The organism is Lunatimonas lonarensis, assembly GCF_000390185.1.
In the GTDB taxonomy this organism is placed as follows: domain Bacteria; phylum Bacteroidota; class Bacteroidia; order Cytophagales; family Cyclobacteriaceae; genus Lunatimonas; species Lunatimonas lonarensis.
The window spans coordinates 41278-65117 of the sequence record NZ_AQHR01000073.1; the positions used below are offsets into that span (position 1 = coordinate 41278).

Annotated in this window: 22 protein-coding genes; 13 read left to right on the top strand and 9 right to left on the bottom strand. The window is 47.4% G+C overall.

Annotated features, from left to right (window positions below; translation table 11 throughout):
* Nucleotides 1-74: 74 nt before the first annotated feature.
* Both ADIS_RS12110 and ADIS_RS12115 read right to left on the bottom strand, forming a co-directional pair.
* Entirely contained in the window at nt 75-1703 is a 1629-nt protein-coding gene (locus tag ADIS_RS12110) for a fibronectin type III domain-containing protein (RefSeq protein ID WP_010854814.1), read from the bottom strand.
* A 166-nt stretch (nt 1704-1869) separates the two neighbouring features.
* Nucleotides 1870-4122: a T9SS type A sorting domain-containing protein gene (locus ADIS_RS12115; protein WP_155907420.1), complete on the bottom strand. Its 2253-nt coding sequence runs from the start codon at nt 4120-4122 to the stop codon at nt 1870-1872.
* 429 nt (nt 4123-4551) lie between these two features.
* Here ADIS_RS12115 and ADIS_RS12120 point away from each other — a divergent pair, with 429 nt between their 5' ends.
* The 4 genes from ADIS_RS12120 to ADIS_RS12135 are packed head-to-tail and all read left to right on the top strand — an operon-like array spanning nt 4552 to nt 8853.
* The gene (locus ADIS_RS12120; protein ID WP_155907422.1) at nt 4552-5685 is read left to right on the top strand and encodes an Lnb N-terminal periplasmic domain-containing protein; all 1134 of its coding nucleotides are present in this window, start codon (nt 4552-4554) and stop codon (nt 5683-5685) included.
* Nucleotides 5686-5730: 45 nt separating this feature from the next.
* Nucleotides 5731-7770: an excinuclease ABC subunit UvrB gene (uvrB, locus tag ADIS_RS12125; RefSeq protein WP_010854817.1), complete on the top strand. Its 2040-nt coding sequence runs from the start codon at nt 5731-5733 to the stop codon at nt 7768-7770.
* The gene (locus tag ADIS_RS12130) at nt 7767-8207 is read left to right on the top strand and encodes a hypothetical protein (protein WP_010854818.1); all 441 of its coding nucleotides are present in this window, start codon (nt 7767-7769) and stop codon (nt 8205-8207) included. Before uvrB ends, ADIS_RS12130 begins: the two co-directional genes overlap by 4 nt.
* A 4-nt stretch (nt 8208-8211) precedes the next feature.
* Entirely contained in the window at nt 8212-8853 is a 642-nt protein-coding gene (locus tag ADIS_RS12135) for an AlbA family DNA-binding domain-containing protein (RefSeq protein ID WP_010854819.1), read from the top strand.
* Here the strand turns inward: ADIS_RS12135 and ADIS_RS12140 are convergent.
* Nucleotides 8837-9346, bottom strand: coding sequence for a regulatory protein RecX (locus ADIS_RS12140; protein ID WP_010854820.1), 510 nt, complete (start codon nt 9344-9346; stop codon nt 8837-8839). The genes ADIS_RS12135 and ADIS_RS12140 overlap by 17 nt on opposite strands.
* A gap of 70 nt (nt 9347-9416) precedes the next feature.
* On the opposite strand from ADIS_RS12140, the gene tpiA reads away from it, so the two are divergent.
* Nucleotides 9417-10178 (top strand): triose-phosphate isomerase, encoded by a 762-nt coding sequence (gene tpiA, locus ADIS_RS12145; RefSeq protein WP_010854821.1) that lies wholly within the window; start codon nt 9417-9419, stop codon nt 10176-10178.
* An 81-nt stretch (nt 10179-10259) separates the two neighbouring features.
* Entirely contained in the window at nt 10260-11087 is an 828-nt protein-coding gene (gene prmA / locus ADIS_RS12150; RefSeq protein WP_035805789.1) for a 50S ribosomal protein L11 methyltransferase, read from the top strand.
* Between the two features lie 35 nt (nt 11088-11122).
* Here prmA and ADIS_RS12155 read toward each other — a convergent pair whose 3' ends face one another.
* Together ADIS_RS12155 and ADIS_RS12160 are read right to left on the bottom strand one after the other, a co-directional pair.
* Nucleotides 11123-12472, bottom strand: a complete 1350-nt coding sequence (locus ADIS_RS12155; protein WP_010854824.1) for a DUF4270 family protein — start codon at nt 12470-12472, stop codon at nt 11123-11125.
* A complete protein-coding gene (locus tag ADIS_RS12160; RefSeq protein ID WP_010854825.1) occupies nt 12462-13277 on the bottom strand; it encodes a glycogen/starch synthase in 816 nt (271 codons plus the stop codon). The genes ADIS_RS12155 and ADIS_RS12160 overlap by 11 nt, the downstream gene beginning before the upstream one ends.
* Nucleotides 13278-13404: 127 nt before the next feature.
* Between ADIS_RS12160 and panC the strand changes: the two genes are divergently transcribed.
* From panC to ADIS_RS12190, 6 genes are all read left to right on the top strand, one after another.
* The gene (panC, locus tag ADIS_RS12165) at nt 13405-14250 is read left to right on the top strand and encodes a pantoate--beta-alanine ligase (protein ID WP_010854826.1); all 846 of its coding nucleotides are present in this window, start codon (nt 13405-13407) and stop codon (nt 14248-14250) included.
* 26 nt (nt 14251-14276) lie between these two features.
* A complete protein-coding gene (gene panD / locus ADIS_RS12170; protein WP_010854827.1) occupies nt 14277-14621 on the top strand; it encodes an aspartate 1-decarboxylase in 345 nt (114 codons plus the stop codon).
* A gap of 8 nt (nt 14622-14629) precedes the next feature.
* A complete protein-coding gene (locus ADIS_RS12175) occupies nt 14630-15649 on the top strand; it encodes a lysylphosphatidylglycerol synthase transmembrane domain-containing protein (protein WP_010854828.1) in 1020 nt (339 codons plus the stop codon).
* 23 nt (nt 15650-15672) lie between these two features.
* A complete protein-coding gene (locus tag ADIS_RS12180; protein WP_010854829.1) occupies nt 15673-16365 on the top strand; it encodes a zinc metallopeptidase in 693 nt (230 codons plus the stop codon).
* 105 nt (nt 16366-16470) lie between these two features.
* Nucleotides 16471-17610 (top strand): acyl-CoA dehydrogenase, encoded by a 1140-nt coding sequence (locus ADIS_RS12185; protein ID WP_010854830.1) that lies wholly within the window; start codon nt 16471-16473, stop codon nt 17608-17610.
* Between the two features lie 140 nt (nt 17611-17750).
* On the top strand, nt 17751-18683 hold the full coding sequence (locus tag ADIS_RS12190) for a helix-turn-helix domain-containing protein (RefSeq protein WP_010854831.1): 933 nt from the start codon (nt 17751-17753) through the stop codon (nt 18681-18683).
* Here ADIS_RS12190 and ADIS_RS12195 read toward each other — a convergent pair.
* The 3 genes from ADIS_RS12195 to ADIS_RS12205 are packed head-to-tail and all read right to left on the bottom strand — an operon-like array spanning nt 18663 to nt 20106.
* Nucleotides 18663-19436, bottom strand: a complete 774-nt coding sequence (locus ADIS_RS12195; protein ID WP_035805792.1) for a geranylgeranylglyceryl/heptaprenylglyceryl phosphate synthase — start codon at nt 19434-19436, stop codon at nt 18663-18665. The genes ADIS_RS12190 and ADIS_RS12195 overlap by 21 nt on opposite strands.
* Nucleotides 19426-19755: a hypothetical protein gene (locus ADIS_RS12200; RefSeq protein WP_010854833.1), complete on the bottom strand. Its 330-nt coding sequence runs from the start codon at nt 19753-19755 to the stop codon at nt 19426-19428. Before ADIS_RS12200 ends, ADIS_RS12195 begins: the two co-directional genes overlap by 11 nt.
* A complete protein-coding gene (locus ADIS_RS12205; protein ID WP_010854834.1) occupies nt 19756-20106 on the bottom strand; it encodes a phage holin family protein in 351 nt (116 codons plus the stop codon).
* Nucleotides 20107-20262: 156 nt separating this feature from the next.
* Between ADIS_RS12205 and ADIS_RS12210 the strand changes: the two genes are divergently transcribed.
* Nucleotides 20263-21585 (top strand): hypothetical protein, encoded by a 1323-nt coding sequence (locus ADIS_RS12210; protein ID WP_155907426.1) that lies wholly within the window; start codon nt 20263-20265, stop codon nt 21583-21585.
* A gap of 40 nt (nt 21586-21625) precedes the next feature.
* On the opposite strand, the gene ADIS_RS12215 is transcribed toward ADIS_RS12210, so the two are convergent.
* Nucleotides 21626-23785 carry an alpha-glucuronidase family glycosyl hydrolase gene (locus ADIS_RS12215; RefSeq protein WP_010854837.1) on the bottom strand — a complete coding sequence of 720 codons (2160 nt, stop codon included), beginning with the start codon at nt 23783-23785 and terminating at the stop codon, nt 21626-21628.
* Nucleotides 23786-23840 lie beyond the last annotated feature (55 nt).

Genomic DNA, 23840 nt, shown 5'->3' on the forward strand with positions numbered 1-23840 from the left:
TATTCGTTGCGTTAAATTTTCTCAAAAATTACGGTATTTACGCTGGAAAATTTAACCCGGTCATCATAAAAACATCATCTCTTCACCCATTTTAGTATTTCGGATCTGCCAGAAATCACCACACCAACTACGTAGAGGCCGGCATCCACTTCCTCCAAGGATGTCAGAAAAACGGGCTTAATATCGCCCAAAATTCCCTCATGATAAACCAGTATGTGCCCGGAACCAGATTTCAGGGAAAGGGTGCCGTATTGCTTTTCATATAACATTGGCATGGCAATTTCCAATCTACCACCAACATACGGGTTGGGAAAGACGCGTGCCGTAGGTTGAACTGGAAAATCCCGAGTCAACCTAGCCAATTCACTTGAGCTTGTCTTGCCATCGAAGTCTACCTGTTGAACCTTATAATAGATCGTACCCCGGTCTGGTAGCAGTGGGTCAAAAAATTGGTAGTGAGATACACTACTGGTATTCATGCCTCCCGGCACCTCTCCGATCAGCTCGAAGGATTTTGCTCCATCTGTGGAGCGGGCTATTTGAAACATTTCGTTGTTTTTCTCCTGTGAAACCGACCAACTGATCGTTGCTCCCGATAGAGAAGCGTGCGCATCAACGCTAAGCCAATTGACCGGCAGCGATGTAATTACCTCTACGGTGACGGTTCCGTAGGCAGAATTGGTCCAGTTGCCAATCTCAGTTATTTGGTACGTTATGACATATATTCCTGGTTCTGCGTCCGCAGAGACATCGACACTGCCATCTGCATTTAGCCTCACCCATCCGTTTGGATCCGGCTCGATGACGGACAGCGTCACTGTTTCCAACGAAACCGGCTGTTCCATCAGCTCATCGTTCAGCAGCACGTTGGTGATATTTTTCACACCGACGGTTGTTACCGGGGCCACATCGTCTACCACTTGGATGGAATTTCTAAAAAAGACTATCTTTCCATCTGCACCATCTATATTGATGACACGAATGCCGAATATCGGCTCGGATGACCCGAACATAAGGGGAGAAAAAACCACCAAATGTTGGGGTTGAGTGGGGTAGTTCCCCTGATTTACAACGCCCATATTCCAAGAATATCCCCTTAATTCAATTGTCTGTGCTGACAGTATTGGCTGACCGGAAATATCCAGGGCTTGAAAGTTCATACGGCTGTTACCGTCTCGTTCGGAGACGACTAGATAGCCGGATTGGGGAATCTCCACCGGATAGATAACGTCCAAAAATACCTCATTGGCCGGAATGTTACTTCCTCCGATATCCCAGTAGGACCGGAAATCGGGCGTAGAGACCACGTCCTCTATCGCATGTGCAAAGTTGGCATTCATGTGGCTGATGTAGGTTCCGTCATACTTGGCCACCCCCACCCCGTTTGCGGGAATTTGGTTGGTTCCCAGTCTTGGATGCAGATTCTGTACGATGGGCGTTCTGGTAGTGGCAAAAATCTCTACACCATTCTCCAAGAGGATGGTTTCAACAACTACCGGGCTACGATCCGGTAGAGGATTGGTACGCGTTGCCGGATTAGTAGTTTGGATAATCTGGTATCCGTCTACCGAAAGCCTAATTTCTTGGATGGAAATGCTATTCGTTGTCTGATTGATGACCACCTGCCCGGACACACCAAAAAAGACACCTATGTGGAGGTAAATGAATACGATCGACCGTATTTTCATCCATCCCGCTTTCATGACTTTGTTCGTTAAAAATCGAATGACCCATGCAAAACCTTTGCTTAGAGCCGCTCATTGACTAATTAAAAATACGAATATTTATAGAATAAAAATAAGTTTTTGTAATTAAAAATAGAATTTTATTTTACAAAGTATATTTCTATATTTCAAATGCAAAATATTGTCAATATTTCTTTATCCATTTCATGGAGTAATTCAGATCTTCTGCAACCAAGCGAATAAAATAGATTCCCGGCAAATAACCGGTTAAGGCAGTTCCAAAAATGGCTGCATCTTCCCTACTAAATATTTCCACATCCATCCATAGTTTGCCTCTGCTATCGTGAACCACTGCCCGTACGTCTCCACGAAAAGCCCGGTCTGGAATGCGGACTTGAACATCGCCGGACAGATACGGGTTTGGAAAAATAATCGGAAGGTCATCCACGTTTCTTTTTGTCCGAACCGAAGTAACCGGACTGGCACTAATCAGCGCATCCTGATCCCATGCAAGTACCTGATAGTACACATGCCCGTTGAAAGGCAACGGTTGGTTGTCCAAAAAGAAAAACGATTCATCGGACGCACTTGCATCAAACTCATAAATCACTCGAAAATCCAGACTGGCGTCCTCTGCCCGTAGGATTGTGAATCGGGTAGACTCGCCCACCTTGGTCTGCCAAGCCAGCTGTACGTTCCCATCATGAACCACCGCAGAAAAACTGCGCCATTCGATGGGCAAGAGACTTAAAGGCTCTGTACTTGCTAGAGCAAAGGCAGCTGCCTGTAGTGCTTCAAAACTTACCGATCGCTTTGCCCAAATTCGACTTCCTTCGAGTGCAGCCTCCACATGAAAGCCAGTAGCAGCGGTTCCATTTCCAGCCACTCGGAGATCCGAAACATCGTTTAGGAGCATGTCATCTCCCTGTATCCAGATTTCCAGCTCTCCGGTATGGCTACCGGCATGGGCCACTGAAAAATGTGAATTCATCAGGTAATAGATTTCCGTGCCATCCTCATCTATCAGTCCATTGGCCAGCGTAGTGCCCGGCGTTTGAATATGGGCGATGGTGATGGTTTGGTTCGAGGGAACCGATTCCGCATGTAGGCGGATAGTTCTCGGTGCTGCCAAGTAATCATCAAAGAACGGGTACACATTGCCGCTGCCCCCTCCATCAAAATGAATATTATTGATGGTTAGCGAATTGAGCCGAAGCCAAAAGCCACCTGTATACTCGTAGCTACCAATCATGGACGTATTCAGAACCAGCGAATTTCCGCCAAAGTCCATGTTGCCTCCCAACATCCGAAAATCACGGGCCACGGTTACATCCTGCTCCAGCATAATGGTTCCGCCATCCTTGACAACGGATAAATCACTGACAAAAAAACCAGGCCAATCTACCCGCTGATCCTGTGCCCCTATCAAGGTAAGGTGGGTAGTACCTCCAATGACAGGTCCACCCGATGCTACAAGATCACCCGTTAAAAACAGATCCATCGGCAGCAATTTTGCTCCGTTTCCTTCAAAGTATATGTTATTGTAGGAATCTATCGTCTGACTCGTCAATAAAGCAGGAGCCAGCATTCGCTGCTGCCCATCTCCATCGTAATTATAAATGACGGTGCCCTGAAGCTGAACCAATTCGGCCTCCAACTGAGGACGATCACCCAACAATATCAACCCACCTCCCTCCTCCAGGATAAAAGAAGCCGCCGGCCGTGTACCGGTCCTCCGAAGAATCTGCCCCGAAGGTGCCGAGGCTTCCGATATCAGTGTGGCCCCCGATCGAACCGTAAGGGATCCAAATGCCTCGGCCCCAAAGCTATTGTGGATATTAAAGGAAAACGTGGAGGTGGCAGGTGTACCGTTTGTATTTAAGGTTTGAAGCACCGTCCCGCTTTCGATGATAAATTCAGTGGCCTTCATTGCCGCATTTACGACAAGGGTTGCATCTGGGTCGGGACTGAATCGGACGGTAAAGCGACTATAATTTGACACGCCACTCCAAGAGTTCCGATCAACTACTGTTCTTGATGCCCCTCGAAAGACCAACGATCCCGTCTCTGGATAAATCCAGTCAGTAGACGGGTGGGCGTTGGGATGTAGAATCCATTCCCCCCCTGAATTCTCACCCAAACTCCTTAGCGCACCGAAAATTGACAAATCATAGGACTGCAGATTTAGCTTGCGGCCAGGAGACTCTCCTTGACCGAACAAATACAGATTGCCAACTTCCTCGTGACCGGTTAGCACCACCTCATGACCTCTTAAGATAAAGACATCGTTGTACCTACCGGGAGGACTGGCAGTGGACACCCAGCCAATGCCGTCATACTCGAGCCAAATAAGTGGGTCACTCCATACGCCGGACCCCCCCGGTGATAGGTTGGTTCTGTAGGAACCCTCAACAGGGTATATTTCTTGAGCGGCCAAAGGGGAAACGACCAATACGCAACATAACAGTCCCCCACAAAAAATATTGGGAGCAGAAAAACACCTTAATAACAATATGTAATTGGATACATCCATATTATGCTATAAAAGTCACTAAATTTATAACTTAAAAGCCTACTGATCAACTGTATAATCTGTTTTTTTACATAAAATTAGTTTATAATATAAATAACTAAAATAAACATTTTGTTAAAATAATTTGGATATGATACCCCAAAAGAGTAGCAAAAAGAATTCTCCCTACAAACCATTTATTTCCTGTAAATTTGTGTGAAACTACCGTGTTGCGTTTGATAGGGAAAGTCCGAGGCTGGTCTACCAACTAATTGCCATACAATCATGAAATCTATAAACCTAGCTTGCCTGCTTGTATCCTTGCTTTTTTGGACCCTTGGATCACCGAAAAGTATGGCCCAGAATTACCAGATCAGTCTGATTACCTGTGATCCTGGCGACGAGTTGTACTCTACGTTTGGCCATAGCGCTGTACGCGTCCGTGACCAGATGTCCGGGACGGATCTTGTCTTCAATTATGGAACCTTTGATTTCAATACGCCCTTTTTTTACGTAAAGTTCAGCCGGAGAACGCTGGACTACCAACTTGCGGTAACGACTTTTGATCAGTTCCTTTACGAGTACAACTATTTCAAACGAAGCGTACGAGAGCAGGTATTGGATCTTTCCCCCAACCAAACGGAGGAAATCATCCGGTTTTTGAGAACCAATTACCTTCCTGAAAACAGGAAATACCGCTACGATTTTTTTTATGACAACTGTGCCACTCGAATCCGGGATATGATGGAGTCGGTGCTTGGAGGCCAACTTGACTGGATGGAAGTGGAAAACGCGCCCCAAATCACCTTTCGACAGCTGATTGACGAATATGTCTATCCCCTTCCGTGGTCGGATTTGGGGATCGATCTGGCACTCGGCGCGGTAATCGATCAACATGCGCAAGAACGCGAAAAGCTTTTCCTACCCGATTACCTTGAGGCGGCATTTGGCCGGGCAGAGATTATCGGGGACGGGCCCCGTAGACCATTGGTAAAAAGCACCCAAATCATCTACGATTTTCCAGAACGCTCTGCTACGTTTAGCGTCCTTAATCCCTTCTTGGTATTCTGGGCAATCGCCATCGTCATTGGTATGGTGACCTACTTGGGATACCGTAGAAAAAAAATATACCCCATCACAGACATCCTGCTCTTTGGTTCGCTGGGTCTGTTGGGAGTCTTAATCGTATATCTTTGGTTTTTTACCGAGCATTCCCAAACCAAGATGAATTGGAATCTATTGTGGGCGTTTCCAGGCCACCTGCTGATAGTGTTAATGATCATCCTGCGGAAAATTCCGGATTGGTTAAGACACTATCTGCTTGTCAGCTTAATACTGGCAGATTTGGGATTGATTTTCTGGTTAGTAGGTGTCCAATCTTTCCATGCAAGCGTACTGCCCCTTTTATTGGCAACGATCCTACGGAGTAATTTTCTATATTACAATCTTGGAAAATGGATGCGTAAAGAGAACCCAGCAAGTTTGTAAACCATTCAATGGGGTTTAAGCGTTATCTAAAAAAGACATCCTACCATGGGCTTTAAGATTACCTCAGATTACCAGCCTACCGGCGACCAACCTACTGCGATAAAAAGCCTCGTGGAGGGCCTCCAAAACAACGAGCCTTCGCAGGTGTTACTGGGTGTCACGGGATCTGGAAAGACCTTTACGGTGGCCAACGTGATCATGGAGGTGCAGAAACCCACCTTGGTGCTCAGCCATAACAAAACCCTGGCCGCACAGCTATATGGGGAATTCAAGCAGTTCTTCCCGGAAAATGCCGTGGAGTACTTTATTTCCTACTACGACTATTACCAGCCGGAAGCCTATATACCTACCAGTGGTACCTATATAGAAAAAGACCTCTCTATCAACGACGAGATTGAAAAACTTCGGCTTTCAGCCACCTCCGCTTTACTTTCGGGAAGACGCGACGTCATCGTTGTTGCGTCGGTGTCCTGTATCTATGGTATTGGCAACCCCGAAGAGTTTGGAAAAAACGTCATTCATCTGCAGGAAGGAGATCGAATCCCACGAAATCAACTACTCTATAAACTGGTGGAAGTCTTGTACAGCCGGTCAAACGCCGAGTTTACGAGGGGTACATTCCGGGTCAAGGGTGATACAGTAGACATCTTTGTGGCCTACGCTGATTTTGCCTACCGCATCTTTTTTTGGGGCGATGAGATCGAAGCCATACAACGCATAGACCCAGCTACCGGGCGGAAACTGGAAGATGAAAAAATCATTACCATCTACCCTGCCAATCTATTCGTCACCGGCAGGGACGTACTCGACCAAGCCATTCATGAAATCCAGGATGATTTGGTGGCACAGGTGGCTTTTTTTGAGCGGGACATGAAACTGATGGAAGCCAAACGCCTTAAAGAAAGGACGGAATTTGACTTGGAAATGATCCGTGAGTTGGGCTATTGCTCCGGCGTGGAAAATTACTCCCGGTATTTTGACCGCAGGCTGCCAGGCACCCGGCCCTTCTGCCTGTTGGACTATTTTCCGGAAGATTATCTCCTCGTCATAGATGAGAGCCACGTAACCGTGCCACAGGTACGGGCGATGTGGGGAGGTGACCGATCCCGAAAAGCCAACCTGGTGGAATATGGGTTTCGGCTTCCCTCTGCCATGGATAACCGTCCGCTGAAATTTGAGGAGTTTGAGGCATTGACAAATCAGGTGATCTACGTTAGTGCCACACCTGCCGATTACGAACTTACCCGATCCGGTGGGGTTGTGGTCGAACAGATTATACGCCCTACAGGCTTGCTCGATCCGGTTATTGAGGTACGGCCCAGCGCAAACCAGATCGATGACCTTCTGGAGGAAATAGACCAAACCGTTAACGACGGGTTCAGGGTACTGGTAACCACGCTGACAAAAAGAATGGCGGAGGAGCTACAGAAATTCCTGGAACGGGCAGGCGTAAAATCCCGATACATTCATTCAGAGGTGAAACCACTGGATAGGGTCGAAATCCTTCGCGAACTGCGATTGGGTGTTTTTGACGTGCTGGTTGGGGTTAACCTATTGCGCGAAGGGCTAGACTTGCCTGAGGTAGCGCTGGTAGCTATATTGGATGCGGATAAGGAAGGGTTTTTACGCAATGAACGAAGCCTTGTACAGACTATCGGAAGAGCTGCCCGTAACGAACGGGGCCGGGTGATCATGTATGCCGACAAAGTAACCGAGTCGATGCAGGTGGCCATCGATGAAACCAACCGAAGGCGATCCCTGCAGCAGGCCTACAATGAAGCCCATGGAATTACACCTAAGACCGTCCTGAAGTCCAGGGAGAAAATCATGGGCCAAACGAAGGTAGCCGACAGCAAGCGAAACCCAAAAGTCTATGCGGAGGATATGCAGGAATCAAATTCTGTAGCCGCAGATCCAATTGTACAATACCTGAGCAAGGAAAAACTGGAAAAACTCGTCGCTCAAACACAGAAGCGAATGGAGGCAGCCGCAAAGGAGATGAACTTCATGGAAGCGGCAAGGCTTCGTGATGAATGGCAAATGCTCAAAAACCGATTAGCTGAACTTAACCAAGGTGTTTCATGATAAATAAATGGTTTGTAGCTCTTTTTTTGGTTCTGTTTATTGGCGGTTTCGAATCTGCCCGGGCACAACAGGCCGAAGGAAGCTTTCTGTTATCAGGAGCGGTTGACTTGGCCAGAACAGACGCACCAGGAGTAATAAGACGGTATCAAATCGGTGTGGAGGGAAATTACTTTTACCGTCACAACCTATCCTTTTCCGGCGGATATGAATTCAACTACCCGAATGCAAATCTGGTCACCATCGGATCCAGATTCTATCCTTTGGAGAAATTGTTCATCCGCGGCAGGGGGCTAATAGGGGCTGATTCCGATTTTGCGCTCGGGGCTGGCTACACCCATAACATTAGCTATAGGGTTAGGCTGGAAGGCATGGGTGATTATTACGTTGCCAACGGCGTGTTTGGAGCTAGGGTAGGAATAGGGATATTAATCAACTAACCGCATGGGACTCCGAGAGATCATAAAACTGGCATCGGAAGGAGAGGGCCTTCGTTTGGAATTTAAAAAAAAAGCGGCCCATCCCGAAAAAATCGTGAAAGAAATCATTGCCTTGGCCAATACGGAAGGAGGCTACCTGATGATAGGGGTGGATGACGACGGAACCGTCAGCGGGCAGCGATTTATCGACGAAGAAATATTTGTAATGGACCGGGCAATCTCGCAATTGATTCATCCTCCGTTGGACGTCGTAAAGGAAGTCATTCACCTAAACCACAAAAAGGGCGTAGCGGTCTACAAAATTGACAAAAGCCTCTACGCACCCCATTTCCTCTTCGAAAACAACCGCAAAAAAGCCTTTGTCAGGGTGAAGGACCGCAGTATTCAGGCGAGTAGGGAAGTCTGGGAAATCCTTAAGCGCCAACAAAGGAATGAAAACATTATCTTTCGCTACGGAAAAAACGAACGCATCCTGATGCAAGCACTGGCTGAAAACGATTCCATCACCGTCAAGGGATTTATGAAGGTAGCCAAAATACCCATATTCATTGCATCAAGGATACTTATCCGTCTGGTTTTGGCAAACGTGCTACAGGTAATCCCACAGGAAAACGAAGATTTGTTTGTCCTTAAAACTGCGTCGTGATCCTGTCCAACGACTCCCGAACGAGGTCATATTCAAACCCCCTAAAAAGAAGGAATCGCTGTACCTTCCCTTTCTTTAAAAAGGTATCGGATTCCTTGGTTGCCTGCCACTTACGATCAGCTAGGCTATTGAGCACCTCGATGTATTGATCGGGCTCGATCCATGAAATGCCCTCCCGAACAAGATCCTCTGATATGCCCCGGAGTTTCAATTCTTGTCGGATCCGAACCCTTCCCCACTTCTTTATCAAAAAACGACCTCTGACAAAAGCCTCAACAAAACGCTTCTCGTCCACGAAACCCTGCTCTACCAGCTTTTCAACCAAAGAGGTGATGGTGTCCCCCTCTACCCCAAGATCCTCCAGCTTTCCACGTACCTCCATGATACACCTATCTTGATAGGCACAGTAAGCCGTGATTTTCTCCCAAACAAGGGGAGCGTCCGGCTTAGCGCCATCCAATTGGCCTAGGTTTTCTTTTTCTGAAAGGGACATTTTGTGTACTTTTGACAAAGCTTATCACTGGATTAGAATTCAAATATATAAAACGTTACATTAATATAATATGCGAAAAAAAATAGTAGCCGGTAACTGGAAGATGAATTTAAACCAGGCAGACGGCCAAAAACTGACATCTGAAATTGTAAATATGATAAAAGATGAGTCGATTCAGGATGTCACCGTGGTTCTGAACCCACCATTTGTACATTTACAAGGGGTTAAAAAATTATTAGAGGGGGCAAGCAATATATTTTTGGGAGCTCAAAACTGTTCGGACAAAGCTTCCGGAGCATACACGGGAGAGATTTCCGCCGCTATGCTGGCCTCCTTTGGCGTGTCATATGTGATCATAGGACACAGTGAACGCAGGGAATACTTCGGGGAAACCAATGCGATGCTGACGGAAAAGGTGAAACTTGCATTGGAAAACGGGTTGGTTCCGATTTTCTGCTGTGGGGAGCCCTTGGAGATCCGAGAGGAAGGCACACATGAGGCCTACGTAACCAACCAACTTACCGAAAGTCTCTTTGGCTTGTCGGAAGAAGACATGAAAAAAATAGTCATCGCCTACGAACCCATCTGGGCCATCGGCACGGGGAAGACGGCTTCCTCGGACCAAGCACAGGAAATGCACGCAGCCATTCGCGCCCACCTCGCCTCCCACTATGGTGCGGAAATCGCAAATGGAATCTCTATACTCTACGGCGGAAGCTGCAAGCCGGACAACGCCCAGGATATTTTCTCAAAACCGGATGTAGATGGAGGGCTAATTGGTGGTGCCTCCCTAAAATCCCGTGATTTCACAGATATTGTCACCTCATTCTAACCGTCTACCCTACACCATAAAGGCAGGCCGCAATCAACGCCATTTCAGGTCCGCGCCTGCCTTTTTTTCCCTTCCTAATCCATGGATTACCTAAAGGCGCAAATCCAATGTACCCCATCCATGGGTGAAATGCTCATGGCAGAATTGGCCCAGATAGGGTTTGAATCGTTCATCGAAACCGATGAAGGGATAGAGGCCTACATACAGGCCCCGTTTTACGAGTCGGAAGCACTACGGGAAGTCATCAATCGATACGGAGCGGAAACTCCGCTCTCGTTTTCGATCGAAACAATGCCCAGGGTAAACTGGAACGAAGAGTGGGAAAAAAACTACGACCCCATTCTGGTGGATGACAAAATTTACGTACGAGCCTCTTTTCATCCAAAAAAAGAGGACGTGACGCACGAGATCACTATCAACCCAAAAATGTCCTTTGGCACGGGCCACCATGCCACCACCTACTTAATGTTGAAGCTGCTACTAGGACTGCCTATGACCGGCAAGCGGGTTCTGGATGCGGGTTCTGGAACAGGGATTTTGGCGATTATGGCGCATCGGTTAGGTGCGTCCAAGGTAGAGGCATTTGATATAGACGACTGGTGTGTGGAAAACGGCAATGAAAACTTCGACATCAACGGCCTGGACGATATTCGTATGGGACTGGGCAACATACGAGAAGTGGATCCAAAGGGTACCTTTGACGTGATTCTTGCGAACATCAACAAAAATGTGCTCTTGGATGAAATGGGAGAGTACGCCCAACGGCTGAAACCGGATGGTTACCTTTTTTTGAGTGGCTTCTATCAATCGGACATCCCGGATCTGCTCGCTCACGCAGCAGCATTTGGCTTGACCCAAAAAGAAACGCAGACCAAAAACGATTGGTCTGCGCTAATTCTGGGATTCTGATCCTCGGAATTTTTTGAAAATCCGCAGTGACAAAGCTACCGGATCCTTGTATAGTATACTTTCAAAACCAACTTATCTTTCCTGACTTTATATTGCCTAAGCGAACGTTTGGATTCGTCGGCCGTTACTGGGTTGTTCTGCGTCGAAGGAAAGCTAGGATAAAGCATCAAGTCTGTGCGGATAAGGCCATCGCGATAGATCGCATTGACATAAGAAGTAATTTGGTTTCTAAACACCCTGCTCTCCTCATCCAGATTCAGTGAACTTTGGTTACTGGAGGACGGCACCACATTACCCTGTTGGTCTCTGCTGATTTGGCTGGCACCCTCCGATTGTACGGCAATTACCGCCCCATCAAACCTCCGATATAAGCGATTGTTTTCCCCGACAAAATACATAATCATATTGCGCGTAGGCCACATGAACTCAGGATAAGCCTCAATGGGACCCACTTCGAGCAGAATTTGATTGAATGTAGTATTTTGCAGGGTATCCAGGAAGGCTTCGAGAGGTTGTGTGTCCAGCTTCAAAAAAAGCCCCAGGGTAGATTTACCTCCCACCAAATCCCCCGGCACATCGTAGGCGCGGCCACGCTCCATAATCATCTCTGTAGGAGTTCCACTTCGATCGCTGCTGACGCCAACAAAATGCCGGGACTGTAACGTCGTTATCAAAAAAGTCCTGGACACAGTATCTTCGTCGTAATGATAGTAAAGCATCATGCCGGTTCCATTTCCTACCGCTGCGGAAACACTCGTGTTTTCTTCTGGATTTCCCTTGATCGCTATTCCTGGGAAATAATTCCTAAATGCGAAAATATTCGAAAAGGCCGGATCATCGTTCACCAGCTTGCCAAACAGCTCGGCAGCCACTTCCTCTTTGAGCGGCATCCTTAGGGAATTGACGGTATCAGGCCGTATTAGGAACGATCCCTCTGCCAGTGTCTCATCCGAGTACCTCAGACTACTAAAGTTGTAATAGGAAGTGTCTAGGATAGGTTCTTCCAATCGATGCACCCGAAAGGTCTTTGGCTGATCAAAGTCGACACCATGCACCGATTGCACGTTGATCGTAAATACGGCCGAATCAAATATGGCTTCTGAATTTGGTTTTGCCGCGGCTGGATTATAAGAGAGGCGACTGTAACCGGTAGCCTCCGTTTTCCCGAACAAATCGTCCACATCTCCGCCAATGACCAACCTTCCCTGACTGGTAGTATTGAACGAATCGTACAACACCATAGAAGCAGAAAGGGGTATTTCCGCATAAAACACCCCTATCTGATTAGAAGATGGATCAAGTACCAGCCCTATATCTGAGGGGTCTGTACAAGATCCGGCAAGATGTAAGACAAAAAAAAGTGCCCCAGCAACCTTAGCCGGCAAGTTCTGTGTAAATATTGAAATAGCTTTCGAACAACTGTTCTTCTTTTTCACTATTGATTTCAAACTTCTTGTCATTATTGGCAGTATCTTCGATTAGGTGAGTAAAGGTACCTGATGTATCCTCCCCTCTTATGACTACATCCGCATAGGCCGTCCCAAGCTTGAGAAAACCCTCGTAATCTTTGGACTTGAGCGGAGCCAAAAGTTGGTCATCTATGTCAACCATTTTGATCTTCTCAAACAAATCGTCGCCAAATTTATGATTAAATCCGTTATTATACATAGCGAATACGGATTTTGTCTCTTTGAACAACGGCTCATTCCTGTAGGTGGTTTTTAGATACAGAGGGATCAAACTTGTCATCCAATCATTACAATGTACCACGTCAGGCGCCCAGCCCAATTTCTTTACGGTTTCTATTACACCCTTGCAGAAGAATATGGCTCTTTCGTCATTATCCTCATAAAACTTGTCATGCTTGTCGAAGAAAACGCTCTTCCGCTGAAAATAGTCTTCGTTATCGATAAAATAAACCTGCAACTTCGCGTTTGGAATGGATGCCACCTTGATGATGAGTGGCTTTTCCTCTTCTCCAACAGAAATGTTGATACCGGAAAGACGTACCACTTCATGCAAACGGTTTTTTCTTTCATTGATTAAGCCGAATCTTGGAACAAGGATCCGGATTTCCATTCCCTTTTCCTGCATGGCCTGCGGCAGTGCACGAACAAAGTTGGCGACTTCCGAAGTTTGAAGAAAAGGGTTGATTTCGCTGGCTACGTATAGGATACGAAGTTTAGACATAGCTTGTGTGTTTAATTTAGGGATATAACGGGACTACAAAATTACGAAAAATTTTACTCAAATCCATGGATTTTATCTTTTATCGTATACTTTTGCAGCTATTTTCCTAAACTGAACCCACGCACTCTTGGAAATAGTCAGGCAAATTGCAGCACTGAAAACCCTCCGGCAATCCCTTCAACGTAATGGAAAATCCCTTGCGCTGGTCCCAACCATGGGAGCATTGCATGAGGGGCATTTGCAGCTGATACGACAGGCCCGGAAAGAAAACGATGTGGTCATTGCCAGTATCTATGTAAACCCTACCCAGTTCAATAACCCCTCCGATCTTGAGAAATACCCCAGAAACCTTTTGGCGGATCTGGAGATGCTGCGCCGGGAAAAGGTAGACATCGTGTTTGCCCCGGAGGATGCGGAAATGTACCCAAAACCAGCGAAGTTATCCTTTGATTTCTTTGAACTGGAGCAGGTTTTGGAGGGCGCTTTTAGACCCGGCCATTTCAACGGTGTTGCCATAGTAGTAAGTAAACTGTTTCATGCCGTGCAGCCCGATAGGGCCTACTTTGGCCAAAAAGACCTTCAGCAAGTCAGCATCATCCATCAACTGGTGGAGGACCTTTCGTTTGATATTGAAATTCGCACGGTCCCTACCGTAAGGGAATCAGATGGGTTGGCAATGTCCTCCAGGAACCTGCGTCTCGACGAGGAACAACGTCTGGTGGCCCCTGCCCTGTATGAAAACCTGACGATCGCGAAAACTGAACTTTTAAATGGAAAAAGTTGGTTTGAAACCAAGCATACGCGGCTACAGGCCCTAAACCAACTTGCTGTCGTTCAACTTGAATACCTGGAATTGATAGATCTTGACGGCTTTCGTGTAGCCGAAGCATATAATCCGGCAAGCAAACAGGCCATCTGCATCGCCGCGTACATAGGAGAAATTCGGCTTATTGATAACATATTATTGGGTTAGACGAAAGGCTGATAACCGAAAAAGAAATGCATATCCAACTTCTAAAATCTAAAATACACCGAGTCAAGATTACTCAGGCGGAGCTTCACTACGTAGGAAGTATCACGATCGATGAAGACCTGATGGACGCCGCCGGTCTAATCGAAAACGAAAAGGTGCAGATAGTAAATATCAACAACGGAGAAAGATTGGAAACCTACGTGATCAAAGGCGAACGGGGCAGTGGACAGGTCTGCCTGAACGGTCCCGCCGCCCGAAAAGCACAGGTTGGGGATATTGTGATCATCATTTCCTATTGTTCTATGGAGGTGTCCGAGGCAAAAACCTACCAGCCCGTGGTAGTCTTCCCGGATGAATATAATCGGTTATAAAGACAGAGGTGCGTGTAACCCTTCGACAGCTTATCCAACTTTTCATTTCCCTGGCTATCGCGCTTGGGATCTTCTGGTATGTCTACCAAGATTTAGACGGCAGTCAGCTATCCAGCGCATTGTCCGAGGTGTCCCTTTTTTGGATAGGTGTCTCAGTCCTTCTATCCCTAGTGGGCTACTGGCTAAGGGCTTGGAGGTGGAAGCTCCTGATTGACGCGACGGAATCCAATAAACCGACCGTCTTGACTGCTTTCTGGGCATTGATGTTTGGGTACGTGGTAAACCTGCTTCTGCCACGAGCGGGAGAAATCGCGCGCTGTGCCGCCCTGAAAAACACCAACCGTCTATCGGTAGGATCGCTGTTGGGGACCGTGGTATTGGAGCGAACCATCGATTTTGCCTTTATGCTTTGTTTGGTGCTGTTGGCATTTATGCTGGAGGCACGGATTTTTCTGGAAATGATGGACAACCTTTTCTCTTGGCAACAGGTCCTTTCCTTGCTTAGCGAGTATGGCGTACTCCTTCTAACGGTAACCCTTATTCTAGGCGTAACGCTTGCCACTGTCCTTCGAAGGATTCAGGGAAGTGCTTTTATGTCAAAATTGCAGGGTTTTTTCCGCCAATTTGTCAAGGGGATCAAAAGTATAGCCAATCTGGAAAATGCTGTAAGCTTTTGGGTATCTTCCTTTTTCATTTGGATAATCTACTATGCGATGATGTACTTCATAACTTGGTCTATGGACAGTACATCCTCATTGTCAGCATCCTCTATCCTGATGGTACTGGTAATGGGCAGCATTGGAATGGTTGCTCCGGTACAGGGAGGAATCGGTACCTTCCACGCTTTGGTGGCATTTATCCTGGTGTTTTACGGCATACCCGAATCAGAAGGCAAGGTATTTGCACTCGTCGTACACGGTTCCCAAGTCGCTACGGTACTGATTCTTGGGTTGGTAAGTGTGGCGATGCTGGGAAAATTAACTTGGAAAAACAAACCCGGACAGGGCTCATTACGTAAGGATGTTTAGTAAAATTTAACAACAGTAGCATTATGATTCTGATATTGATTGTAGTTGTTTTCGGTATACTTGGCTATGCGGTAAGCAGCAGACTGAAAAATAAGTTTAAAGCCTACTCTCAGACCTCTTTGCGGGCAAATTTGTCGGGAAAGGAAATAGCCGAGTTGATGTTGGCAGACCATAACATACGCAATGTCGCTGTCAATTGCGTAGATGGGCAGCTAACCGACCATTATAACCCCATGGACAGAACGGTAAATTTAAGCCCTGACGTCTATTACGGAAGGAATGCAGCCGCCACCGCAGTGGCAGCCCACGAATGTGGCCACGCGATTCAGCATGCTACCAGCTACAGCTGGCTTCAGCTACGTTCGACCTTGGTGCCTATCCAGAACGTTAGTGGCAAGATTTTAAATATTGTCCTGATCGGTGCGCTGTTTGGAGGGATTGCCCTGTTTGGTTTGCCATACGAAGTAATTGGTGCGATCGTGGTCGGCTCGTATGGTGTGCTTACCATGTTTTCGCTCGTAACCCTACCCGTGGAATTTGATGCCAGCCGCAGGGCCTTGGCCTGGGTTCAGCACAGAAACATTGTAACGCCACAAGAATATGGAATGTCCAAAGACGCATTGAAGTGGGCAGCGATGACCTATGTTGTTGCCGCGATGGCTTCCCTTGCCACCCTAGCCTACTATGCATTCATCTTCTTTGGAAACAGAGACTAAGATTCGTCTTTCATTGAGACTAAACCAACTAGTATAGCGGAAAGGGACAGGAAATTGTCCCTTTCTTTTTTTTTCCGTAGATTCCGCCTAAAATTACCTGAACCAATGAACTTTGATCTTACCGAGGAGCAACTGGCCGTTCGTGCCGCAGCAAGAGAATTTGCCCAAACCCATCTTCTCCACGATGCCATTGAACGTGACACAGAAAGCCGCTTCCCGACTCAGCAAGTGAAAATGATGGGCGAGCTTGGGTTCATGGGGATGATGGTAAGTCCTGAATATGGAGGCGGAGGAATGGACACGGTCTCCTATACCGTGGCGATGGAAGAGATCTCCAAAGTGGATGCCTCTGCCGCCGTAATCATGTCGGTGAATAATTCCCTCGTCTGCTGGGGCCTCGAGCAATATGGAAACGAACAGCAAAAGAACCTCTACCTGAAGCCTCTCGCTACCGGAGAAAAGTTGGGGGCCTTTTGCCTCTCAGAACCTGAAGCCGGTTCGGATGCGACCTCACAAAAGACCACCGCTACCCGTGAGGGTGACCACTACCTGATCAACGGAACGAAAAACTGGATCACCAATGGCAGTACCGCAGACACCTACCTCGTTATAGCCCAAACAGATACCGCCAAAGGCCATAAAGGTATTTCCGCCTTTATCGTAGAGAAAGGGATGGATGGGTTTGTCATTGGCAAAAAAGAAGATAAGCTGGGAATCAGATCTTCCGATACACATTCCTTGATGTTTACCGATGTGAGGGTTCCCATTGAAAACCGCATCGGGGAAGAAGGCTTTGGGTTTAAGTTTGCCATGGAAACGCTCAATGGGGGGCGGATTGGAATTGCCGCTCAGGCGTTGGGGATAGCGAGTGGGGCCTACGAACTTTCACTGGCTTACTCGAAGGAACGAAAAGCATTTGGTCAACCGATCTGCAACCACCAAGCTATCCAATTTAAACTGGCAGAAATGGCGACCAAAATCGATGCTGCCCGACTCATGGTCTTTCGCGCGGCATGGCTTAAGGACAACGGGTTGGATTACGCCCAAGCAAGTGCAATGGCAAAACTATATGCTTCAGAGGTAGCGATGGAAACCACCGTGGAATCTGTACAAATCCATGGAGGATATGGATTTGTCAAAGAATATCACGTGGAAAGACTGATGAGGGACGCAAAAATCACGCAAATTTATGAGGGAACTTCCGAGATTCAAAAAATAGTTATATCTCGAAACTTATTAAGATAATTGTCTTTTTGTAGGTGGAGAAAAAATATATATAAATTTTTATATCATTGTTTAGTTTATTTTAACTTTTTATTTAATATTGTCTTCGTAACACAGAAAAAACCAATACTTTTAACAAGCTCAACCTAAAGACACCTGTCATGGAATATTACAATAAGGTAATAGAATCTGTTGGCGTGCGATATTTGAGGGGAAACAACCACAAAATCGAGCGTCCCGTCACTGTCGTGGACTACCTAGACAGTGAAAACACCATCATGTTACTGCACCGAGGTAACCTGCATTTTGGCGATGATCAAGAAACGGTAAACGAAGGGGAACTCCTATTTATCCCGGCTGGACGGTCGACAAGAGTGTCGTTTGGAACCGTTACGAAGAGAAATGAATCCTCCAACGAAAGCTTTTCGGACAATAAAAAGAAATACCTTCAGACGATCAGCTTTAAAGAAATCAAAAACCTAGAGGACGATTGCATCACGACCGTAAATTTTGAGGCAAAGGTATTCGACGTGGTCAATTTCTTTAACTCCCTGGGTATACCTCCCTTTGTAATCCGCTTCAACGACCGCATCGCGTCCATTGTAGAGGATATTGTAAAGGAGTCCGAGCAAACAACCCCCGGAAAGGAGCGGGTAACCAAGCTATACACCGAACTTTTGGTGGTAGAGATCGTTCGGCACATCCTCAAAAATCGACTTTTTGTCGAAGAACTTTCCACCAACAGTACCTACTTCAAAGATCCACGGTTGATAGACATGTTCAACTACATCAAGAAGAACATCGGCGGAGACCTTTCAAACAAGGTACTGGCGAAAGTTGCCAATGTTTCAGAAGATTATGTTGGGCAGTATTTCAAAATGCTGACCGGCATAAATCCCCAAGATTACATTGAGTACCAGCGAATGGAAGCTGCCGTGGATCTACTGCGCACAACCAAGAAGAGTATCCGGGATATCGGAAAAGAGGTCGGCTACAAAGATACGGCTTATTTCTGTAGGCGGTTTAAAATGATGTACGGCCTTCCTGCCGGAAAAATGAGGAGAAGGGAATCCCTAATTAACGTTCAGGGATAAATTATATGCCTCAGCACTATGCAAAACCTCGGCTAACAAGTCGGGGTTTTTTTTGATACTATTCCCAAGCACCACTACATCTGCACCAGCTTTCCATGCAGCCTTTACTTTCGCCAGGGAGTCGATACCTCCTCCTACCAATAGCGGGCATGGTAAATGGAAGCTGATAGCCTCAATCACAGACGTGGACACCGGGCGGGCGGCCCCGCTTCCTGCCTCCAAATATAAAAACTGAAGGCCAAGAAAATGACCTGCCATCGCCGTAGCCAAGGCCAACTCAGGTTTATCATTCGGCAGTGGAACACTTTGGCTCATGTAGTGTACACTGCTGATCTTACCCCCATCAAACAATAAATACCCAGTGGGCAGCACCTCGAGATCGGATTTGGCAAGCAAGGGAGCCGCCAGCACGTGCTGACCAATCAATAGGTCTGGGTTGCGACCGGAAATCAGGGAAATATACAAGACTCCGTCCGCGTTGTCCGTCAACTGCAATACGCTTCCCGGAAAAAGCAGCACCGGCAGGTGCACTGAAACGCACTTGATGCGGTCAACCACTCCGTTTAGGTTTTGCTGCTGCACCAAACTACCGCCGACCAAAATAAACAAGGGGGAAAAGGTTCCTGCCACCCTGAGTAAGCATTCCAGTTCCGATTCCAACCACCTATCGTCCGGATCAATCAAACAGGCAACCCCTTTTTTACCGGTTCTGCGCAACTCACGGAATTTGTCTCCAATCTTCCTACTCCTCATTGGCTTTCTCTGCTTCCAGCCGTTCCTGTACATTACGGATCAACGCTTGCTTGCCCACATCCAACGCCAACCAAAACAAGCGGCTGCGCAGGTTTCCCCAAAAAGAATAGCTAGGCTTTTTCGCCTTCTTTTTCTTCTTTCGTTTGGATTCAGACCCGGATCGGGTCAAGCGATAGGCTGCGGTGGTAGCCAATCCAGATACCAATGCAATTCCCGCAATCTTTAAAAAGATACCCGAGTCGTTCTTTACCAGCTGTAGCTGCTTGTGAAGGGTCTGCTCCAGCTCCTCCGATTGCCGTTCCAAGTCAAACAAATTCATCTATAAGGACCTTTTTCGCTTAAACAAGAATATGAACCTAGTAAGCCCTGACTTTAGCGTTTGCTGCAATGAAAGCGTATTCCGTATCATGTACAGAAGGAGCAGAACCACCAAATACCCTGCCGCCACGGTCAAAAACCCCAGGTAGATGCTTTCCATTTGGGCTCCCAAATAGAACGCCAAGGAAAAACTTGCAAACAATAAGGCCAACAAACCGACGAGAAGCATCAGGATCAAAACAGCCACGCGCGTGATGATCGTACTGAGATCGTCAGTCAACTTGCTTATGGCAATTTTGATCCGTACCTCCACCAATTTTTTGATGGTTTCGATTATTTCAGAAAGATTCATTGGCTTTTTGTTTTGACGCTTCTACTAGTATACTAAATAAATACAAATATCCCAAAAACTTTGCGTGACCCACGACAAATATCCGTAATTACAGAAATTTTGTGTCTCTACATCCCGAGCATTCCACAGGCGATAAATAAACCATCCCTTTCTTCGGTGTTTCAAAATTCGTACTTTGAGCCCTTGATGAACCGGTATACTGCTCTTCTCTTTTTTGCCATCTTACTTCTGGGCTTTTCATTGGATTCAAAGGCCCAAACCCGTCCACTACGGGTATTCCTCAATAATGACAGTAGTTCCTACGCGGGCGTCAGAATCAATGGACAGCTATGGATGAGGTACAACTACAACAACCCTGGCACATTGATTAACGGAGAGGAGGCATCCCGTTTCTTCGATATTTCCGTTAGGCGACTGCGGTTTCAAACCTATGCCAGACTGAATGACCGAACCAATGTAACGCTAACTTTAGGCCAAAACAACATCAACTACCTGACCGCCAGATCTGGTGAAATACGGTTGCTTGATTTCTACATAGACCACCGGCTCCATAAATACCTGACCGTAGGGGGAGGTCAGTCCGGTTGGAACGGCGTTTCCCGGTTTGCTTCTCCACATACCGGCCGAATGCTCACGCTCGATGTCCCGGCAGTCGTAATGCCCACTATCAACCAAACCGACAACATTCTACGGAAACTCAGTGCCTATGTGAACGGGCAGTGGGAAAAATGGGACTACCGATTGGTATTCAGTCGACCCTATGCACCGGTTGCCAATACGAAGATCGGACCGGTATCCAGCTTTTCCTATGTGAAAAGCGGTGTGCAGACCGCAGCCTACATCAAACACCAGTTTTTCGAACACGAAACACTGATTTCCCCTTTTCATGTAGGCACCTACGATGGCAGCAGAAAGGTACTGGCACTGGGTGCGGGCTTCGAAACCCAGCAGCGAGCGATGTGGCACCTGAATTCGGCTGCGGACACCGTACTTACTCCCATGAACATGTTTGCCGTGGACCTTTTTGGCGATATTCCACTGATAAACAAACAAGCAGTTACCTTTTACGCAGGCTATTTTTACTATGACTTCGGTCCTAATTACATACGCGTCATCGGACTCAACAACGTAGGAGCGGGAACCAGCGGAAGGGGCACGTTTAGCGAGACAGGCAATGCATGGCCAGCCATTGGAACAGGCCACATTGGCTACTTCCAACTGGGCTATCTATTCGGCAACTCCTCTGGCAAGGAAAAATGGCAGCCTTTTATCTCCGGTCAGTACGCCAATTACGACCGCTTGAACCACGCCGTCACGTTCTTCGAAGGTGGCATTAACCTGCTACTGGATGGGCAAAGATCAAAATTAAGCTTGGCGATACAAAACAGGCCTATTTTTGACGAGACAGCACCTGAGGTGTTTCGACAGATCACCCGAAAGAATACCTTTATCCTACAATACCAAATAAGGCTGGAATAGGATATACAACTAGCAACCTTCTCCCACCAGTGGTACCAACCTAAATGCCCGGTACGAAAAACCGACGGAACTGCTGGTAATACTCCAAGTCGTATTTCGGCGCCTCTACCCCAGAAGGCAGGGGCTGTTGGGCGAATTGCTGAAAGTACAGGAGACAGGCATCCCTCCACCATTCCGCTTCGTCCACCTGAATCGCCAAGAAGGACCGTACATGCTCAAACCGATCCTCATCGATTCGGCCCTCTTGTGCTAACCAAGTCTGCTTCATCCATCGGGCTCCTTCCACCCCACGTTGATACCGCAATGCCATTTCTTCCCAAAGGGTATTTCCTGTAGCAAGCGGTTTATCCCAAGCTACCCGGTGAAACCACAGCAGGTAATCCAGGGAGATGGTGTCTGGATTCCGCCATTGATCTCTTACTTCCGGCGCATATTGCTCCAGCGCATTACTACCGGCCTCCGTCCGGTCAAAGCCTATCCCATCCTCGGATGCGCGGTGGTAGTAGGTGGCCGTCCAATCGTCCCTCCTTCCACCGGTAACCCAAGGCCCGGGACCCCAATGGTGACTTCGCGCCATGATGTGGTGAAGGCCTAGCGGAGTCATATAATCCACCAAAATCGCATGGGACTTTATCATCACATCCACTACCGGATCCACAAAGGACGGATCGTTCGTAAAGGTCATCTTCAACCAGTCCTCGGCAATCTCACGGATATCGGCCTCCGGATTCCAAGCCAGCCGGCCAAAGCTATACCAATCTGCTTGGGCCATGGGGTGTCCCGTCCAGTTTCTATCGGTACCAATATTGGCCACTCCTGCAATCGCTGTGTGCTTATACCCGTGCAAAGTTCCATCCAATACCCGGCTAACTGTACTGCCCTTGCCCTTGGCGAAGGTGTCAGCCTGAAGGGTCTCCTCCCACATGGAGGCTAGGTTGACCCAATGGGTATCCTGTCCGAGGTACTCTTTGGTAATCTGAAACTCCATCATCAAGGGGGTCTCAGGCATGGCTCCAAAAAGCGGATGAAAGGGTTCCCTCGGCTGAAAATCCAATGGCCCGTTTTTCACCTGTACGATCACATTATCGTTGAACTTTCCGTCCAACGGCTTAAACTCGTCGAAGGCCTGTTTGGTGCGGTCGGTAGGAGTGTCTTCACTGTATACAAAAGCCCGCCACATGACCAATCCGCCATGCGGAGCCAAGGCCTCGGCCAATGCATTGGCTCCATCTGCCTGCGTTCTACCGTAATTGTGGGGGCCGGGCTGCCCCTCTGAGTCTGCTTTTACCAAGAAGCCTCCAAAATCCGGAATAAAGGAGTAAATCTCGTTGGCCTTTTCTTTCCACCATTCCCGCACCGCCGGATCCAATGGGTCAGCGGTTTCCAACCCACCAACCTGCATCGGGGCGTTAAACCGCGCGGTCAAAAAGATCCGGATACCATAGGGTCTAAACGCATCCGCCAGCGCAGCAGCCTTTTCCAAGTATACCGGCGTTAACACCAAGGCATTCGCATTGACATTGGTTATAGACGTAGCGTTGATGCCGATTGAGGCGTTGGCTCGGGCATAATCTATGTATTGTTGGTCAATATGCTTGGGCAACCTATGCCAATTCCAAATGCTAAACCCTGCGTAGCCACGTTCTACCGTGCGATTGAGGTTGTCCCAGTGATTAAGCATGCGGGTGGCTATCCTTGGATTGTCAAGGATTTCCAATGTCGCCAGCGGCTCTCTTTTCTGCACGGCCTTTAGCAGGGCAAAGGTTCCATATAACAAGCCCACGTCGGTCTTGGAGGAAATAATCACACGACCCTCGTAGACCGAAAGCATGTATCCATCCCCTGCAAGGTGTGAGAGGCGAGAGCCCAGACTTTCTTTTACGGATGCCGGGAGAACATCGCTTCTTCCAATCCAAATATTTCCTGATTCCAAGTCTCCGATTTCGGGAACGGCGTTGTTTGGAAAAAACCCACTAAACGCAAGGCGGAGCTCCTTTCGAATTACCTCGTGGGTGGCAGAATTCCCAACTACACTGATCTGATTGAAAAATTCAAGGTACGCCTCCCGCTGTACCGCATCTGCTATTGGAGCGTATTGGAGCCAAAGCTTATATCCTTTGTCGGCGTTAGCTGGAAAATGGAACAGAAAAAACAAGCATAACGCCCATACATTAATTGGGTTACTATTAATCTTTTTCATCCGGTTTATATAGGTTTGAGCATCCAAAATACTATATTTTGAATTCGAAACCAAT

Excerpts from the sequence above, each read along its gene's own strand:
- ADIS_RS12120 (WP_155907422.1), top strand. The coding sequence starts at position 4,552 with ATGGCCCAGAATTACCAGATCAGTCTGATTACCTGTGATCCTGGCGAC.
- prmA (WP_035805789.1), top strand. The coding sequence starts at position 10,260 with ATGGATTACCTAAAGGCGCAAATCCAATGTACCCCATCCATGGGTGAA.
- uvrB (WP_010854817.1), top strand. The coding sequence starts at position 5,731 with ATGGGCTTTAAGATTACCTCAGATTACCAGCCTACCGGCGACCAACCT.
- ADIS_RS12160 (WP_010854825.1), bottom strand. The coding sequence starts at position 13,277 with ATGTCTAAACTTCGTATCCTATACGTAGCCAGCGAAATCAACCCTTTT.
- ADIS_RS12190 (WP_010854831.1), top strand. The coding sequence starts at position 17,751 with ATGGAATATTACAATAAGGTAATAGAATCTGTTGGCGTGCGATATTTG.
- ADIS_RS12185 (WP_010854830.1), top strand. The coding sequence starts at position 16,471 with ATGAACTTTGATCTTACCGAGGAGCAACTGGCCGTTCGTGCCGCAGCA.
- ADIS_RS12200 (WP_010854833.1), bottom strand. The coding sequence starts at position 19,755 with ATGAATTTGTTTGACTTGGAACGGCAATCGGAGGAGCTGGAGCAGACC.
- ADIS_RS12130 (WP_010854818.1), top strand. The coding sequence starts at position 7,767 with ATGATAAATAAATGGTTTGTAGCTCTTTTTTTGGTTCTGTTTATTGGC.
- ADIS_RS12110 (WP_010854814.1), bottom strand. The coding sequence starts at position 1,703 with ATGAAAGCGGGATGGATGAAAATACGGTCGATCGTATTCATTTACCTC.
- ADIS_RS12140 (WP_010854820.1), bottom strand. The coding sequence starts at position 9,346 with ATGTCCCTTTCAGAAAAAGAAAACCTAGGCCAATTGGATGGCGCTAAG.
- tpiA (WP_010854821.1), top strand. The coding sequence starts at position 9,417 with ATGCGAAAAAAAATAGTAGCCGGTAACTGGAAGATGAATTTAAACCAG.
- panD (WP_010854827.1), top strand. The coding sequence starts at position 14,277 with ATGCATATCCAACTTCTAAAATCTAAAATACACCGAGTCAAGATTACT.
- ADIS_RS12215 (WP_010854837.1), bottom strand. The coding sequence starts at position 23,785 with ATGAAAAAGATTAATAGTAACCCAATTAATGTATGGGCGTTATGCTTG.
- ADIS_RS12205 (WP_010854834.1), bottom strand. The coding sequence starts at position 20,106 with ATGAATCTTTCTGAAATAATCGAAACCATCAAAAAATTGGTGGAGGTA.
- ADIS_RS12195 (WP_035805792.1), bottom strand. The coding sequence starts at position 19,436 with ATGAGGAGTAGGAAGATTGGAGACAAATTCCGTGAGTTGCGCAGAACC.
- ADIS_RS12180 (WP_010854829.1), top strand. The coding sequence starts at position 15,673 with ATGATTCTGATATTGATTGTAGTTGTTTTCGGTATACTTGGCTATGCG.
- ADIS_RS12135 (WP_010854819.1), top strand. The coding sequence starts at position 8,212 with ATGGGACTCCGAGAGATCATAAAACTGGCATCGGAAGGAGAGGGCCTT.